This is a genomic window from Pseudomonas sp. GW823-FHT03E05, from assembly GCF_058796855.1.
In genome coordinates this window covers 1,394,806-1,410,311 of sequence record NZ_JBXAJB010000001.1, presented here as the reverse complement: position 1 = coordinate 1,410,311, position 15,506 = coordinate 1,394,806, and the positions used below count along the sequence as shown (strand labels likewise).

Genomic DNA, 15,506 nt, shown 5'->3' with positions numbered 1-15,506 from the left:
GCTTGCCGGCGAAGAGGGCCTGGAGGCTCGCGGTGCTCTTGTGGGCGCTTTCGCTGGCAAGCCAGCTCCTACGGTCGGGCGGTGGGTCAGGCGCTGTTGTTGAGCCACAACCTTTCGAAACGCCAGGTGCTGAACAGCGACTGTTCTTCCCGGGCGCCGCCCACACGGGTGGAGACGCTGTCCAGCAGATCGGCGTAGCCCCAGATCAGCATGCCGCCCCGTTCGTACTGGATCTGCTGGGCCTGGTGCACCAGGGCCGTGCGTCGTTGCAGGTCGGGTTGGGCCATGGCCGCGAGAAACACCTCGCTGAACTGCGGGTCGTTGAAGTGGGTCTTGTTGGACACGGCAAAGGGCGCGTCGGTGTGGATGGCGCTGGCCAGGAACGGCGCGCCGATGCTGCCGCCGGTGCTCAGGGTCCAGTCGTTGCGTTGCGGGCCCTGGAATGTCGCCAGGTCCACCTGGCGGACCTTGAGGGTCACGCCAATGCGCTTGGCCTGTTCGGCCAGCACCAGGGCCGAGGTCAGGGCCGGCCCCGGGGTGGTCACCAGCTCCAGCTCGAGGTTTTCCTGGCCGGCCTCCTTGAGCAGTTGCGCCGCACGCTGCGGGTCGTGGGGGCGGGGCCCCAGGCTGTGGTTGAAGGTCGGGTCGCTGGGGGCATAGAGGTCGTTGGCCACCCGGCCCTGGCCGTTCAGGGCGCGGCGCACCAGCTCCTCGCGATCCGCCAGCAGGCGGAAAGCCTGGCGCACCCTGGGGTCGTTGAACGGCGGCTTGTCCAGGTTCATGTCGAAGGACAGCCAGTTGCCGGTCACCGATTTCAGCAGCCGCACCCGCGGGTCGCGCTGCAGGACTTGCAACTGTTCGGTGGGCATCACATTGGCCATGTCGATCTGCCCGGAACGCAGGGCCGCCAGGCGCGCCACCTGATCCTTGAAGTCGATGATCTCCAGTTCGTCGGCGTAGGGCTGGCCGTCCTTGTAGTAGTTGTCGAAGCGGGTGAACAGCGAGCGCTGGCCGGGGGTGAAGCTTTTCAGCTTGTAGGGGCCGGCACCCACCGGGTTGGTCACCGGGTGATAGTCCACCGGGACGATGCCACCGAAGTTGACCCAGGTTTCCGCCAGGGGCATGTAGCTGCGGCCCTCGCGAAAGCTCAGGCGCACAGTGCGCTCATCGAGCTTTTGCAGGTTGTCGCGATCGACCCAGTGCAGCAGCGCCGCGTAGGGCGAGGCCAGCTGCGGGTCGGTGAGGCGGCGGATGGAGAAGATCAGGTCATCGGCGTCGATGCTCTTGCCGTGGTGGAATTCCAGGCCCTGGCGCAGGCGCAGGGTCCAGCTGCTGGCATCGGCATTGGGTTCGGCGAACTCCGCCAGGGCCAGGCGTGGCTGCATCTGCTCGTCCCATTCCCAGAGTTTGCTGTACAGCGCGAAGCCTCGGACGATGCCGCTGCCGATGGGTTTGTGGGCGTCCAGGTTGCCGCTCTGGTTGCCGTCGAGAATCCCCAGGCGCAGGCGCCCGCCGTAGCGCGGCTGGTCGCTGGCGACCGTGCCCGGGGCGCTGGAATTGTCCGCGTCGCAGCCGGCCAGCAGGCTGCTGCCCAGCAGCAGGCCGCCGCCGAACAGCGCGCTGTGGCCGAGAAAACGACGGCGGCTCAAGCCCGAGTAGTCCTGGCTCATGGCGTCAGGCTCCTGCCGGGCCGTTGGCGCTGCGCAGCTCCAGCGGCGCTTGCGGCTGACGGCTCAGGGCCGCGCGCTCGCCGCGAAAGTGCGGCAGGATGTGCTCGCCCAGGCGGTAGGCTTCCTCCAGGTGCGGGTAGCCGGCGAGGAAGAACAGGTCGATACCGATGGCGTGGTACTCGCGGATCCGCGCCACCACGTTTTCGTAGCTGCCCACCAGGGCGCAGCCCGGCGGTATGCCGATGTAGCCGAAACCGGTCCAGACATTGGGGTGGATGAAGAAATCCTCGAAGCCCTGGGTCTCGTTCTTCTGTGCGAAGCCGTTCTCGTAGCTGAGCTTGCGCGCGGTGCGCAGCCCGGCATGGGCGGCCACGGCCTTGACCGCGCCCTTGGCGATGCCCTCGTCGAAGAAGCGCTTGGCCTCGGTGCGCGCCAGTTCCTCGGTTTCCCGGGTGATGACGTCGATCGACAGGCCGAAGCGGATATCGCTGCGGCCGTACTGCAAGGCGCGCTCACGAATATCGGCGATCAACGCGGCGATCTCGTCCGGGTGCTCGGCGCGCATCAGGTAGAAATCGGCATGCTTGGCGGCGAATTCCCGAGCGGCGATGGACGATCCCGCGGTGCAGATCAGCGGCAGATCGGCCTTCTTCAAGGGGCCGCGCAGGCCGCCGCCTTCGGCGCGGTAGAACTGGCCCTGGTAGTGGAAGTTCTCGTTGTGCCAGTAGCCCTTGACCACGTCCATGAACTCGGTGGCGCGGGCATAGCGCTCATCGTGGTCGCTGAAGTCGCCGACCTGGCGCTGAATGGCGTCCGAGCCGCCGTTGATGATGTTCCACACCAGGCGATTGCCGGTGGCGCGCTGGTAGGTGGCGGCCTGCTGCACCGCAACCCAGGGCGTGTAGTGATAGGGCTGGAAGGCGGTGACGAACTTCAGGGTGCGGGTTTCCCGGGCCAGCAGCGAGCACACGGTCCAGGGCTCTTCGCCGGAGGGCGCGTTGACCATCAGCGCGCCGCCGAAGCCGTTGATTTCCGCGGCCCGGGCGATCTGCCCCAGGTAGTCGATGTAGGTGAAGTGGTCGCCGACGCTGAAGCCTGAGACGGCACCGGTGCTGGGCCCGCCCCGGTGCCAGTCGCCGCGGTTGCGCGGGTCGCCGGGGAGGAACTGGGTTTCGCCGTGCAGGGGCAGGCGGGTGAAGAATTCGATGCTCATGGCTGGGCCTCCTGGCTATTGCACGCTGGGGTTGCAGACGGGGGTAATGGCTTGGCCGTTGATCACCTTGTGGGCGAACGGCACCGAGTCCTTGAGGGAGGCATTGACCGTTTCACTGTGGCCCAGGCTCTTGTACAAGTGGCCCTCGACCACCGAGCCGGCCTTGCAGGCGTCCTGCATCAGGGCCACCTGGGTGGCGGCGGCCGGGGTCTTGTCCTCGGCGCCGGTGCCGATGAACACCGGCTGGGCGGTTTTCAGGGTCGGGTAGGACACTTGTTTCTGCCAGGCCGCCAGTTGGCTGCCCTGATAGTCCTTCTTGGCGTTGGCCGGGGTCAGGCCGACCCCCACCACGTCGCTGACCAGGGACGCCAGGCAACTGGTACGGGCCTGTTCGAACAGCGGCAGGGCCTTGTCGGTGTAGAAGTCACGGGGGTTGATGCTGGGGTCGTACTGCTGGGCGGCCAGCAAGGTGTAGAAACCGTAGGCCAGGGAGGCATCGACCTTGTTCGGGTCCTGCTCGCCGACATTCTTCGCGCCGATGGTGTAGATCACCCCGGTGCCGATGCTGCCCTTGACCCCCAGGTCCGGTGCGTAGGTGGAAGCGTAGGCGGCCGAGGCGAAGGCGCCGGCACCGCCCTGGGACTGGCCGACGATCAGTACCTTGTTGGCCAGCCCGGGCACCCCGGCGACCACGGCTTTGGCGGCGTCGAGAATGCCGTAGGCGGCCATGCGGTTGTTCAGCAGCGGATGGCCGCCGGGCACGCCCAGGCCCTGGTAGTCGGTGGCGACAATGGCAAAGCCTTCGTCCAGCCAGCGGCTCAGGTACTGCACGTCACGGTAGGAACGGCCCTGCCAGGACGGCGCGCAGACATCCGCCACGCCCACCGTGCCATGGCCCCAGGAGGCCACCGGCCAGCCGCCGGCCGGGGCCTTGCCCTTGGGCAGGAACAAGGTGCCGGAGACCACCACCGGGGTCTTGCCGTCGATGCCGTCGGTGGAGCTATAGAGAATCCGTTGCGCGCTGGCAGCGTTGGGCAGGCTCAGGGTGGCTTCCAGGGGTTCGCTGCGCAGCAGCTTGCCCGGGGTCGGGGGGATCGCGTCCTGCCAGGTGTAGAAGGCCGAGACCCGGCCGTCGCCCTGCAACGGGTCGGGCTTGGGCGCGTAGGTCGGGCCGGCCAGGGCCGACAGGGAGAGCGCCAGGAGGCTCAGGCCAAAGGTGAATTTTGCGGACAGTTTCATCAAGAAGACTCGTGCTCAGGGTTCAGGGATGGGTGGCGACCTGGCCGCGCAGGGCGGGCCAGTAATCACTCAGGTGCAGATCGATCAGCGCCTGGTTGGTGAAACCGGTGGCCAGGGCCGGGGTGATGTCGTAGGGCGTGCGGATCAGCTGGTTGGCCAGGGCGTAGTCGCTCAGTGCCTGATAGTGGGCCTTGAGCTGCTGGTCGCTCTTGGGCGCCCAGCGCTCCTTCCAGGCCACCGGGTCGCCCTGGTCGTCGCGGCGCAGCACGCTCTCGGTGGTGCCGGCGCGGGAGGACAGTTGGTAGTAGGCGTCCTGGTTCTGCTCCTGGGAAATCCACCAGGCGGCCTTGACCCAGGCGGTGGCCAGCAGTTGGGTAACCTCCGGGTGCTGCTCGATGAAACTGTCGGTGCCCCAGAGGTCGGAGACCAGGCGCCAGTCATTGGCCCCTTGCTTGGTGGACCAGATGATCCGGCCCACGCCCTTGTCTTCCAGGGCATAGGCCTCGCTGAGCAGCACCGCGGCGTCGACCTTGCCGGCGGACACCGCCGCCGCACCGACCTGGGGGTTGAGGTTGGCGATCTTGAAGTCGTCGAGCTTCAGGCCCTTGCTGGCCAGGAAGTTGCTGAAGGCGAACTCCCAGGGCCGGCCGCGATGCAGGGCCAGGCGCTGGCCCTTGAGGTCCTCGATGCTCTTGGCCGTGGACTGGGTGGGCACCACCAGGTAGATATTGTTGCCGCTGCCGCCGGGCACGATCAGCTTGCCCGGCACGCCGCCGGCGCCGGCGATCACCGACGGCAGGTCGCCACGCACGGCGAAGTCGATGCTGTTGTTGCTGAAGCCCTCGTTGATCTGCGGCCCGGCGCCGGCGTGGGGCAGGGCGATCCACTGCAGCTTGATCCCGCGCTGGCTCAGTTGCTGTTCCAGCCAGCCATCCTCGATCACCCGCCCGGCGATGCCGCCGAACACCGGCTTGCCGCCCTGGGTGAAGGCGACGATGGCAATCTTCACCGACTCGGGGGCCGGGTTGGCCAGGGCCGTGACACTGATCAGCAGCCCGGCCATAACGGCCAGGGTATTGCGCCATAAACCTTGCATTGCACTCTCCCTCAAAAAATAAGCCCTCAGCCCCGCCAGCCCTGCGCCGGATATCGCGGTGTTTCCTGTAGGAGCCGGCTTGCCGGCGAAGGGGCCCTTGAACCTTGCCTCGCCCTTGCGGACGCCTTCGCTGGCAAGCCAGCTCCTACGAGGGGCGGTGGTGGGTACTGGTGTCGGAAGGGATAGAGCAGATTGCATGCCAGGGCCGCTACAAAGCGCTGCAGGCCTTGCCCGGCAAGGGCTTCAGGCAGATCGACAGGCCCTGGCCCAAGCCGCCGCTGCTGATCTGCGAACAGGCAGGTGCTGGCCGATTGCTGCTCCAGCAGCAGGTGGGGAGCACCCTTCAGATATATTCATAAAAGGAATATCTAAAGATTAATTAATAATTATTTAGTCTAAATATCTTCGTGCACTATTGAGCCCGCGCTTTTACTGCCAGGAATGCACCATGTCGCTGATCACTCATCCAAACGCCCGTGAATTGACCAAGTCGGTACGGGCCACCGTTCTGGTGTTCAAGGACCCGCGCTCCCAGGAATTGCTCAGTCGCATCGAGCGCCTGGCCCCCAGTGAGGCCAATACCCTGATCATTGGCGAGACCGGCACCGGCAAGGAACTGGTGGCGCGCCACATCCATCACCTGAGCCGCCGCGGGCGCGAGCCCTTTGTCGCGGTGAACTGCGGGGCCTTTGCCGAAACCCTGGTGGAAAGCGAACTCTTCGGCCATGAAAAAGGCGCCTTTACCGGCGCCACCACCCACAAGGCCGGCTGGTTCGAAGCGGCCAACGGCGGCACGCTGTTTCTCGACGAGATCGGCGACTTGCCGCTGAACATGCAGGTCAAGCTGCTGCGGGTGCTGCAGGAGCGAGAAGTGGTGCGCCTGGGTTCGCGCACGCCGATCCCGATCAATGTGCGGCTGGTGGCGGCCACCAACGTCAACCTCGCCGATGCGGTGGTGGCCGGGCATTTTCGTGAAGACCTGTTCTACCGCCTGCACGTGGCCACCATCCGCCTGCCGCCGCTGCGCGAGCGCCCGGGGGACATCCTGCCCCTGGCCGAATTCTTCCTTGAGGAACACTGCCAGCGCCTGGGCTACAACCGTGCATCGCTGACCGAAGAGGCTGAACGCAAGCTGCTGGAGCACAGCTGGCCGGGCAACATTCGCGAACTGGAAAACGCCATTCACCACGCCTTGCTGGTGTGCCGTCAGCAGCGGGTGGCACCGGGGGATCTGCACCTGGTGGACATGCGCTCCTCCGGCATCCGCCAGGAACAGGCGCCCCTGGCCGTCCCCGGGCCTCAGGCGCCGGCAGACCTGGGCCGGGCCTTGCAGGCGCTGTTCGAGCAGAACATTCCCGACCTGTACGAGCACATCGAGGAAACGATCTTTCGCGAGGCCTATCGCTACTGCCATGGCAACCAGTTGCAGACCGGGCGCCTGCTCAACATCAGCCGCAACATCGTGCGCGCCCGGCTGGAAAAGATCGGCGAGTTGAACAAGCCCCTGGCGACTTCCGCTTCCTAGATCCGCTTCCTGGGCCCGCTTCCTGGGCCCGCTTCCTGGACCCGCTTCCTGGACCCGAGAACCGGCCCGGGGCTTTTTTTTGCCCGGGCCGGTTGACGCCTGCCGGCTTGATCTTTAGTCTTTGGAACGATCATTCCAGAAAGGTAATAGCCGTGCGTCCCAAGGAGTTCGACCCCGAGCAGATTGCCGATGCGGCCATGCAGGTGTTCTGGCAGCGCGGTTACGCCGCCACGTCCATTCAGGACCTGGTGGAAGGCACCGGCCTGAGCCGCAGCAGCCTGTACAACGCCTTCGACAGCAAGCACGGCCTGTACACCTGTGCCCTCAAGCGCTACCAGCAGATGACCAGCGCCAATATCGAGCTGCTGGGCGCCGACGCACCCGCCAGGGAACTGGTCCGGCGATTGCTGATGCGCATCGTCGACAACGAGCTGGAAGACACCCGGCGCCTGGGCTGCCTGGCGGCCAATGCCTCCCTGGAAATGGCCGGGCAGGACGCGGCGGTGGCTCAACTCGTGGCGCAGAATTTCCAGCGTATCGAGGCGGCCCTGGAGCAGGTGCTGCGTCGCGGCCAGGAGCAGGGGGAGATCGACCCGCAGAAGAATCCCCGGGCCCTGGCCAGCTTTGTGGTGTGCACCGTGCAGGGCTTGCGGGTGCTGGCCAAGGGCAGCCTGGCGGAGCAACGACGCCAGCGCCTGCTGGATGTGGTCGAGGTGGTCCTGGCCAGCCTGTAGCAGCCGGCGTGCCGGCGAAGGGCCCCTCACAATCTGCATCAGGTTCCAGGGCGTCTTCGCTGGCAAGCCAGCGCCTATAGGGCTGGGCTTTTTTTGCTTTTTATTGGAATGATCATTCCATAATTAATTCAACACGGGAGAGACACAGATGGCCAAGCAACCAGGATCCATTGCGGTATTAGGCATCGGCATCATGGGCGCCGCAGTGGCGCGCAATCTGCGGCGCAAGGGCTTTGCGGTACGGGCCTGGAACCGCACCCTGCAACGGGCCCAGGCGCTGATCGCGGACGATATCCAGGTATTTGCCGAGCCCGCCGAGGCGGTACGCGGGGCGCAGGTGATCATCACCCTGGGCAAGGACGGTGCCGCCGTGCTGCAAGCCATGCAGCAGGCACGGGACGGTTTCGAGCCTGGGGCGCTCTGGCTGCAGATGGCCACCGTGGGGATCGAGGCCAACGACGAACTGCAAGGCTATGCCCGGGATGGCGGGCTGGTCTTCTACGATGCCCCGGTGCTGGGCACGCGCCAGCCTGCGGAGCAGGGCCAGTTGGTGGTATTGGGCGCGGGCCCCGAGGCTCATCGGCCGGCGTTGCAGCCGCTGCTGGAGGCCATCGCCAAGCGTGTGCTCTGGGTTGCCGAACAGCCGGGAGCCGGCAGCCGCCTGAAGCTGGCCCTCAACAGCTGGGTGCTGGCCCTGACCCACGGCGCCGCGGAAAGCCTGGCCCTGGCCAAGGGGCTGGGGCTGGACCCGGCGCTGGTGGTGGAGCTGGTCAGCGGTGGGCCCCTGGACAGCGGCTATTTCCAGGCCAAGACCCGGGCCATGCTCAGTGGCGACTACAGCCCGAGCTTTACCCTGGCCAATGCCCTGAAAGACGCCGAATTGATGGTAGCGGCGGCCGCCAGAGCCGGGGTCCGGCTGGATCTGGCCGAGGCCGGAATCCAGCGTTTCCAGCGCGCCCTGGAGCAGGGCCATGGCGACAAGGACATGGCGGCCTCCTACCTCGGCTGAGCGGTTTCTTCTAGCGCTGATGCAGGCGCTGGCTTGCCAGCGAAGGCGCCCGTGAGTCGGGCGCAGGGTCTGAGGCCCATTCGCCGGCAAGCCGGTTCCTACGGGAGCCTGCGCGGTGTGTCTGCCTGTTGTAGGAACTGGCTTGCCAGCGAAGGCGCCCGTGGGTCGGGCGCAGGGGCTGAGGGCCTTTTCGCCGGCAAGCCGGCTCCTACGGGAGCCTGCGCGGTGTATCTGCCTGCTGTATGAGCTGGCTTGCCAGCGAAGGTGCCCGTGAGTCGGGCGCAGGGTCTGAGGCCCATTCGCCGGCAAGCCGGTTCCTGCGGTGATTTCTGGTTTTCTTGTGTGAGCATTCTTTCATGAACATTTGCGTACCTTTGCCGACCGCCTCCAGCAGGTTGCCGGTCTGGCGCCTGCTGGCCTTTACCCTGGCCGGTTTCATCGCCATCGTCACTGAGACGCTGCCTGCCGGGCTGTTGCCGCAGATCAGCCAGGGCCTGGGCATCAGCGAGGCCATGGCCGGGCAGTTGATCAGCCTGTATGCCCTGGGCTCGGTGGCGGCGGCGATTCCGCTGATCGCCGCCACTCGCAGTTGGCGCCGTAGGCCCTTGCTGTTGCTGGCCATCGGCGGCCTGTTGCTGTTCAACAGCCTGACCGCGTTGTCGACCCACTATCTGCTGACCCTGGCCGCGCGCTTTGCCGCGGGCATGGCGGCGGGGCTGGTCTGGGGCCTGCTGGCCGGCTATGCCCGGCGTCTGGTGGTGCCCGAGTTGCAGGGCCGGGCCCTGGCGGTGGTGGGCGTGGGCCAGCCGATCGCGCTGTGCCTGGGGGTGCCCCTGGGGGCCTGGCTGGGCACCCGAATGGATTGGCCGCAGATCTTCTGGGGGCTGTCGCTACTGGCTCTGCTGCTGTGGTTCTGGGTGCGCCTGGCAGTGCCGGACTACCCCGGCCAGCCGGCCCACCAGCGCCAGCCGATCGCGCGGATCTTTCTCACCCGGGGCCTGCCCCAGGCGCTGCTGGTGATCTTCGTGTGGATCCTGGCCCACAACATTCTCTACACCTATATCGCGCCGTTCCTCGCGTCCCTGGGCCTGGCGGCCTCTCTCGACCGGGCGCTGCTGGTGTTCGGCCTGGCCTCCCTGGTGGGGATCTGGTTCACCGGGCTCGGGGTCGACCGCTGGCTGCGCGGGCTGACCCTGTGCAGCCTCGCCGGTTTCGCCCTGGCGTGCCTGCTGCTGGGGATCGCTGCCAGCCAGCCCTGGCTGGCCTGGCTCGGCATTGGCGCCTGGGGCCTGACCTTCGGTGGCGCCCCGACCTTGCTCCAGACCGCCGTGGCGGATGTGGCCGGGGAGGGGGCGGATGTCGCGCAATCGATGCTGGTGACCATCTTCAACCTGGGCATTGCCTGCGGGGGTATGGTCGGCGGCCTGCTCTTGCAACGCTATGGCGCGGCGTCTTTTCCCTGGGCCATGGCCGCCCTGGCGCTGGTGGGCCTGATGCTGGTCTGGGGCGCGCGCAGCCATGCCTTCAAGCCGGGTCAGCGCTCTGCCTGCTGCGCCTGAGGTTGGGCGTCGCGAGCCTGTTGCAGCAGGCTCGCCCATTCATTGGCGAAGCGGTGGCAGTCCCCGGGCCAGCGTGCGGTCAGCAGATTGCGGTCGCGGACCACAAAACCGCGCTCGGGGTGCTCTGCCGAATCCCGCCGGGGCAGCCAGGGCCCGGGCAGAAAATCCGCCGGGCTGGCCAGGGCCGCCTTGATCTCTTGCTCGACGCTGTGGTCGTAGGTGCGGTAATAGCGCCCCAGCCACGGCGCGGTGACCAGCCAGGCCGCGAGTTCCATGGAGGGCGGTGACCTTGCGCCCATGGAGCACCGAGCGCCCGCTGGCTGGATCGATGCAGCGTGCCAGGGCCAGGGGGCCGTGGCACACCGCGGCCACGGGTTTGTCGGCCTGGAAGAAGGCCAGGATGATCCGCCGCACCTCCTCGGATTCCAACAGGCTGCGCATGCCCCGGGCGTGACCGCCGGGAATCAGCAAGCCCTCGTAGGCCGCCGGGTCGACCCCGGCATAGGGCAGAGGGCTGCAAAAGGCCGGGTCGCGGGTCATGGCGTGGTAGCGCGCCAGGTCGGCCGCCGGGGTCATCAACAACGGGTTGAGCGGGCCGAACCCCAGGCTCACCAGGCGCGAATCGGCGTAGGCCGGCATCCCCAGGGGGGTGGCGAACTGCGCGGCAAAACCGGCGTCCCGGGCAGCCTGCCAGGGCAGGCTGCTTTCGCTGGGGTCGTAGTCGGCGTGGGGCAGCAGAATCAGGATCATCGCGCGGGCTCGCAGCACCTAAGGGTGCGTTGCAGGTTAGCAGCCCCGCCAGGGGATGCCGGCACGCCGCTGTTGCGCCGTGCCGGCATTTGTCACTTGGCCGCGGCGGCGCGGGTGCGTTCGATGTCCTGCACCAGGCCGTCGATGCGTTGCAGTTGCTCGCGGTTGTCGTGGTCCCAGGGGTGAAAGCCCGGCTTGAAGAACTGCAGCCAGGGCAGGGCGATCCGCGGGAACACCCCCTTGGGGCCGTAGAGGTACTTGACCACCTGCCACAACCCGCGCCAGTGGCCGCCGCGACGGCGGTCGGCGATCAGCATGCGCACATGGAAGTCGAACACCACCAGCCAGAAGCCCAGGGTGGTGAACAGCATGCTCGCGGTGCGGATCAGGTAACGCTTGGGCCCGGGCTTGATCACGCTGTTCCAGACGTCGTAGGACACGGCCTTGTGCTCGGTTTCCTCCAGGGCGTGCCACAGCCACATCTGCCGGTAGCCCGCCACCGAATTGCCGAAGCGGCTGGGGTCGCGCAGCAGCAGGTCGGCGAGGATTGCCGTGTAGTGTTCCAGGGCTACGGTGATCGCGAGGTTGAAGGCCGGCGGGAAGTGCTTCTTCTGGAAATCGAGGAAGAAGCGCAACCGCCGGTCCAGCAGATGGGCCGGCAGCCCGGCGTCCTGCAGCAGGTCGTTGTAGCGCAGGTGCTCGCGGCTGTGCATGGCTTCCTGGCCGATGAAACCCTGGATCTGGCGCTTGAGCTCGGGGTCGTGAATCTGTTCGCGGTAGTGGCGCACGCTGTCCATGAAGAACAGCTCGCCGGAAGGAAACAGCAGGGACAACGCATTGAAGAAGTGGGTCACGTGGCTGCCTTGCTCGTGCCAGTCGCAGGCGCGTTCGGCAGGCAGTTCGACCTTGATGTCGCGGCGGATGGGCAGCATGGCTGTCGCTCCTCTAGACATGAAAAAGGGTGGGCGGCACTACAGGCCGCGTTCGTCCTGGGGCTCGTAGACCGCCGGCCGCGTCTTGCCCGGCTTGGGCGCCATGCGCCGGCTGGCCCATACCACCAGGGCCTGGTAGGCACTGGGCAGCAAGCGGATGAACAGGTCGAGCAAGTGCGCGTCGCGGCCGATCAGCACCCGGCGCTTGTTCTTGCGCACCCCCAGCAGGATCACCTTGGCGGCGGTTTCGGCGGAGGTGATGAAGAGTTTTTCGAAGTCGTCCCGGGCCTGCTGTTCGTTGTCGATCAGGAAACCCTTGACGTTGTCGCTGATGCGGCTGGTGCGGGCGATATCCGTGCGGATGCCCCCCGGGTGCACGCAGGTGGCGGAGACCCCGTGGCCTTGCAGGTCCAGCTCCTGGCGCAGGGATTCGGTAAAGCCGCGCACGGCGAACTTGGTGGCGTTGTAGCCGCTCATGCCGGGCTGGGAGAACAGCCCGAAGACGCTGGAGGTGTTGATGATGTGACCGTCGCCGGATTGCCTGAGGTAGGGCAGGAAGGCCTGGGTGCCGTGGACCACGCCCCAGAAGTTGACGTCCACTATCCACTCCAGGTCCGCCAGGCTCGAACCTTCCACGGTGCTCGACAGCGCCACCCCGGCGTTGTTGAAGATCAGGTTGATCTGGCCGTGTTCGGCGGCGCTGGCGGCGGCCCAGGCGAACATCGCCTCGCGGTCGCCGACGTCCAGTTCCTGGCTGCTGATGCGCAGCGGCAACAGGGTCGCGGCCCGGGCCTGGGCCACGGTCTGTGCCAGGCCCTGGGGGTTCTTGTCGGCCAGGGCCAGGTGACAGCCCTCACGGGCCAGGGCGACGGCCAGGGCGCGGCCCATGCCGGAGGCGGCACCGGTGATGGCGGCGACTTTACCGTTAAAGTTTTTCATTGAGAGCGGCCTCTTCAAGGTGCAGGGGGCGCGCGGCGGCCGGTGCGGCGGCGGGCTGGGTGTGGGGCAGGTGGCTGGCCTGGTAGTCCTGCAGCTCGAAGTGCTGCAAGGTCTTCTTGAAGCTCCAGGTGGAGCCCGGCCAGAGGGTGGTGTTCTGCCCGCTGCGCGGGTCCAGGTACCAGCTGCGGCAGCCGCCAGTGGACCAGATGGCCCCGGCCAGGCGCTGCTGCAGGCGCTGGTTGTACAGGCTTTCGACCTGGGGCCGGACTTCGATGCTGGCGATACGTTCGCGCTGCATCTGGCCCAGGGCCTTGAGGATGTAGTCCACCTGGGCCTCGATCATCAGGATCATCGAGTTGTGCCCCAGGCCGGTGTTGGGGCCGACGATCATGAAGAAATTCGGGAAGCCCGGCAGGCAGGTGCCCAGGTAGGCGTGGGCGCCCCGGGCCCAGCTGTCCATCAGGTCCTGGCCATGGCGGCCGAACAGCAGGCCCCGGGGGATCGGGTCGGTGGCCTGGAAACCGGTGCCGAAGATGATGCAGTCCACGGGGTGGCGGCTGCCGTCTGCAGTGATCACCGCGTCGCCGTCGATGCGCTGGATGTCATCAGTGATCAGCCGCACGTTGCCCCGGGTCAGGGCCGGGTAGTAGTCGTTGGAGATCAGGATGCGCTTGCAGCCGATGGTGTAGTCCGGGGTCAGGCGCTGGCGCAGCACCGGGTCGGGCACCTGTTTGCGCAGATGGCGCAGGGCCACGCGCTGCACCACCTTCATCAGTCTGGGCCGGCGGGCGAAGGCGATTACCCGGCTTTCCAGGGCCCAGTACAGCGCCGAGCGCACCAGCCGCTGGGTGAAGGGCAGGTGCTTGAAGGCCCAGCGTTCCACCGCGCTGAGCTCGCGGTCGGGCTTGGGCATGATCCACGGCGGGGTGCGCTGGAACAGCTTGAGCTGAGCCACCCGCGGGGCGATTTTCGGCACGAACTGGATGGCGCTGGCGCCGGTGCCGATCACCGCCACCCGCTTGCCTTGCAGGGCGTAGCGGTGATCCCACTGCTGGGAGTGAAACCGCTTGCCGGTGAAGGTGTCGAGCCCGGGGATGTCCGGGATCGCCGGGCGCGACAGGCCACCCATGCCGGAGATCAGTACCCGCGCACTGACTTCCCGACCATTGCTGAAGCGCAGGTGCCAGCGCTCCCGGGCTTCATCGAAGACCGCCTGTTGCAGGCCCATGTTGAAGTGCAGGTAGGGCGCCAGGGCGAAATCCCGGGCGCAGTTTTCCAGGTATTCGCGGATTTCCGGCTGGGGCGCGAACTGCCGGGTCCAGTTCGGGTTGGGCGCAAAAGAGAAGGAATAAACGTGGGATTGCACGTCGCAGGCGCAGCCGGGGTAGTGATTGTCGCGCCAGGTGCCCCCCAGGGACGCGGCGTGTTCGGCGACGAAGAAATCCTCTATCCCCCCTTGCTTGAGCTTGATCGCCATGCACAGCCCGGCGAAGCCGGCGCCGATGATGGCGATGTCAACGACCTCGGGGTCGTTGGGTGGCGAGTACGCATTCATGGTGTGTACCTCGATTGTAATGATGCTGCTGGGTGACTTTCGTCAGTGGGTGAAAACTCAGGATTGCACAATTTAAAATAATGTTTTAAAAATTAATTTAAATAAATTACCTGAAAATGTCACCTGCGCTGGTCGCCTGTGGATTTTGCGGGGCTCATCCAGGCCATGGGTGAGGCGTCACAGGCGGCACCAGGCCAGGGCGACACGCCACACCGCCAGGTCATTCCGATCACGGGCGAACGGCGCAGGGAAGCTGAGGGGGGCGGGTTATGGAGTGGCTGGTAGCGGCAGCGGTATTCCTGGCGGTCAGTGCGGTGCTCTGGGTGGTGAGTTTTCGTATCAACCGCCGGATTGAAAGCCAGGTTCCGATCAACGGACGCTTTCTCGAGGTCGGTGGCGAGCGCATTCACTACACCGATGAGGGCAGGGGCCCGGCGCTATTGATGATCCATGGCCTGACCGGCTGCGGGCGCAACCTGACCCACTCCCTGGCCCCGCAACTGCGCGAACGCTTCCGGGTGATCACCATCGATCGTCCTGGTTCGGGCTATTCCACCCGGGCCCGGGGCGCCGCGGCAGACCTACCGGCCCAGGCCGGCCTGGTGGCCAGGTTCATTCGTACCCTGGACCTGGGCCAGCCGCTGGTGCTGGGGCATTCCCTGGGCGGTGCGGTGGCGCTGTCCCTGGCCCTGGACCATCGGCAATCGGTGTCCGGACTGATCCTGGTGGCCCCCTTGACCCATCCGCAGCGCATGTTGCCGCTGGTGTTCCTGTCCCTGGCAGTGCGCCCGGCTTTCCTGCGGCGCTGGATGTCCCTGACCCTGGCGGCGCCCATGGCCATGCTCGGGCGCCGTGGCCTGGTCAAGTCGGTGTTCGCCCCGGACCCGGTGCCCGAAGATTTCGCCGAGCGTGGCGGCGGGTTGCTGGGGATGCGTTCGGACAGCTTCTACAACGCCTCCAGCGAAATCGCCGTGGTCAACCGTTCGCTGCCGGGCATGGTCAAGCATTACCCCAGCCTGAAGCTGCCGGTAGGGCTGATCTATGGCTCGGCGGACCCGGTGCTCAGTTACCGCCGGCACGGTGAGTCAATGGTCGGCAAGGTGCCGGGGCTGTCCCTGGAGATCGTCCAGGGCCGGGGCCACATGTTGCCCATCAGCGCAGTCGAGCGGGTGGTGGCCATGGTCCAGCACGTCGCTTCCCAGGCTGCGCCACAACGCAGCGCAACCATCCTGCACCCGCCGTTCGCGGCTTCAAGAGCAAGTTGAGGGCGTGGTGGGGGGCGGTT

12 protein-coding genes and 1 pseudogene are annotated in these 15,506 nt (G+C 66.6%); 5 read left to right on the top strand and 8 right to left on the bottom strand.

Annotated features, from left to right (window positions below; translation table 11 throughout):
• Positions 1-86: 86 nt before the first annotated feature.
• From AC1RCO_RS06170 to AC1RCO_RS06155, 4 genes are read right to left on the bottom strand one after another with little or no spacing between them, the layout of a single operon-like run.
• Positions 87-1,670, bottom strand: a complete 1,584-nt coding sequence (locus tag AC1RCO_RS06170) for an ABC transporter substrate-binding protein (protein WP_053151563.1) — start codon at positions 1,668-1,670, stop codon at positions 87-89.
• A 4-nt stretch (positions 1,671-1,674) separates the two neighbouring features.
• A complete protein-coding gene (locus tag AC1RCO_RS06165; RefSeq protein ID WP_152686201.1) occupies positions 1,675-2,883 on the bottom strand; it encodes an LLM class flavin-dependent oxidoreductase in 1,209 nt (402 codons plus the stop codon).
• A gap of 15 nt (positions 2,884-2,898) precedes the next feature.
• Complete coding sequence (locus tag AC1RCO_RS06160) at positions 2,899-4,122, bottom strand: lipase family protein (protein ID WP_404672726.1); 1,224 nt, start codon at positions 4,120-4,122, stop codon at positions 2,899-2,901.
• Between the two features lie 22 nt (positions 4,123-4,144).
• Positions 4,145-5,218, bottom strand: coding sequence for an ABC transporter substrate-binding protein (locus AC1RCO_RS06155; RefSeq protein ID WP_123397391.1), 1,074 nt, complete (start codon positions 5,216-5,218; stop codon positions 4,145-4,147).
• 448 nt (positions 5,219-5,666) lie between these two features.
• On the opposite strand from AC1RCO_RS06155, the gene AC1RCO_RS06150 reads away from it, so the two are divergent.
• From AC1RCO_RS06150 to AC1RCO_RS06135, 4 genes are all read left to right on the top strand, one after another.
• Positions 5,667-6,743, top strand: coding sequence for a sigma-54 interaction domain-containing protein (locus AC1RCO_RS06150; protein ID WP_011061215.1), 1,077 nt, complete (start codon positions 5,667-5,669; stop codon positions 6,741-6,743).
• Positions 6,744-6,895: 152 nt separating this feature from the next.
• Positions 6,896-7,477, top strand: coding sequence for a TetR/AcrR family transcriptional regulator (locus tag AC1RCO_RS06145; protein WP_011061216.1), 582 nt, complete (start codon positions 6,896-6,898; stop codon positions 7,475-7,477).
• 148 nt (positions 7,478-7,625) lie between these two features.
• Positions 7,626-8,486: an NAD(P)-dependent oxidoreductase gene (locus tag AC1RCO_RS06140; protein WP_342402098.1), complete on the top strand. Its 861-nt coding sequence runs from the start codon at positions 7,626-7,628 to the stop codon at positions 8,484-8,486.
• A 356-nt stretch (positions 8,487-8,842) separates the two neighbouring features.
• Positions 8,843-10,045 carry an MFS transporter gene (locus AC1RCO_RS06135; protein WP_065364012.1) on the top strand — a complete coding sequence of 401 codons (1,203 nt, stop codon included), beginning with the start codon at positions 8,843-8,845 and terminating at the stop codon, positions 10,043-10,045.
• On the opposite strand, the pseudogene AC1RCO_RS06130 reads toward AC1RCO_RS06135, so the two are convergent.
• The 4 genes and pseudogenes from AC1RCO_RS06130 to AC1RCO_RS06115 all read right to left on the bottom strand — a co-directional run bounded on the left by AC1RCO_RS06130 (position 10,021) and on the right by AC1RCO_RS06115 (position 14,221).
• Positions 10,021-10,795 (bottom strand): annotated as a pseudogene (locus AC1RCO_RS06130) (type 1 glutamine amidotransferase domain-containing protein). The gene AC1RCO_RS06135 and the pseudogene AC1RCO_RS06130 sit on opposite strands and share 25 nt — an antisense overlap.
• Positions 10,796-10,887: 92 nt before the next feature.
• The gene (locus tag AC1RCO_RS06125) at positions 10,888-11,727 is read right to left on the bottom strand and encodes a metal-dependent hydrolase (protein WP_169891661.1); all 840 of its coding nucleotides are present in this window, start codon (positions 11,725-11,727) and stop codon (positions 10,888-10,890) included.
• Between the two features lie 39 nt (positions 11,728-11,766).
• Entirely contained in the window at positions 11,767-12,666 is a 900-nt protein-coding gene (locus tag AC1RCO_RS06120; RefSeq protein WP_011061221.1) for an SDR family NAD(P)-dependent oxidoreductase, read from the bottom strand.
• Positions 12,653-14,221: a flavin-containing monooxygenase gene (locus AC1RCO_RS06115; RefSeq protein WP_492617514.1), complete on the bottom strand. Its 1,569-nt coding sequence runs from the start codon at positions 14,219-14,221 to the stop codon at positions 12,653-12,655. Before AC1RCO_RS06115 ends, AC1RCO_RS06120 begins: the two co-directional genes overlap by 14 nt.
• Before the next feature lie 269 nt (positions 14,222-14,490).
• Between AC1RCO_RS06115 and AC1RCO_RS06110 the strand changes: the two genes are divergently transcribed.
• Positions 14,491-15,486 (top strand): alpha/beta fold hydrolase, encoded by a 996-nt coding sequence (locus AC1RCO_RS06110; protein ID WP_492617513.1) that lies wholly within the window; start codon positions 14,491-14,493, stop codon positions 15,484-15,486.
• Positions 15,487-15,506: the final 20 nt, after the last annotated feature.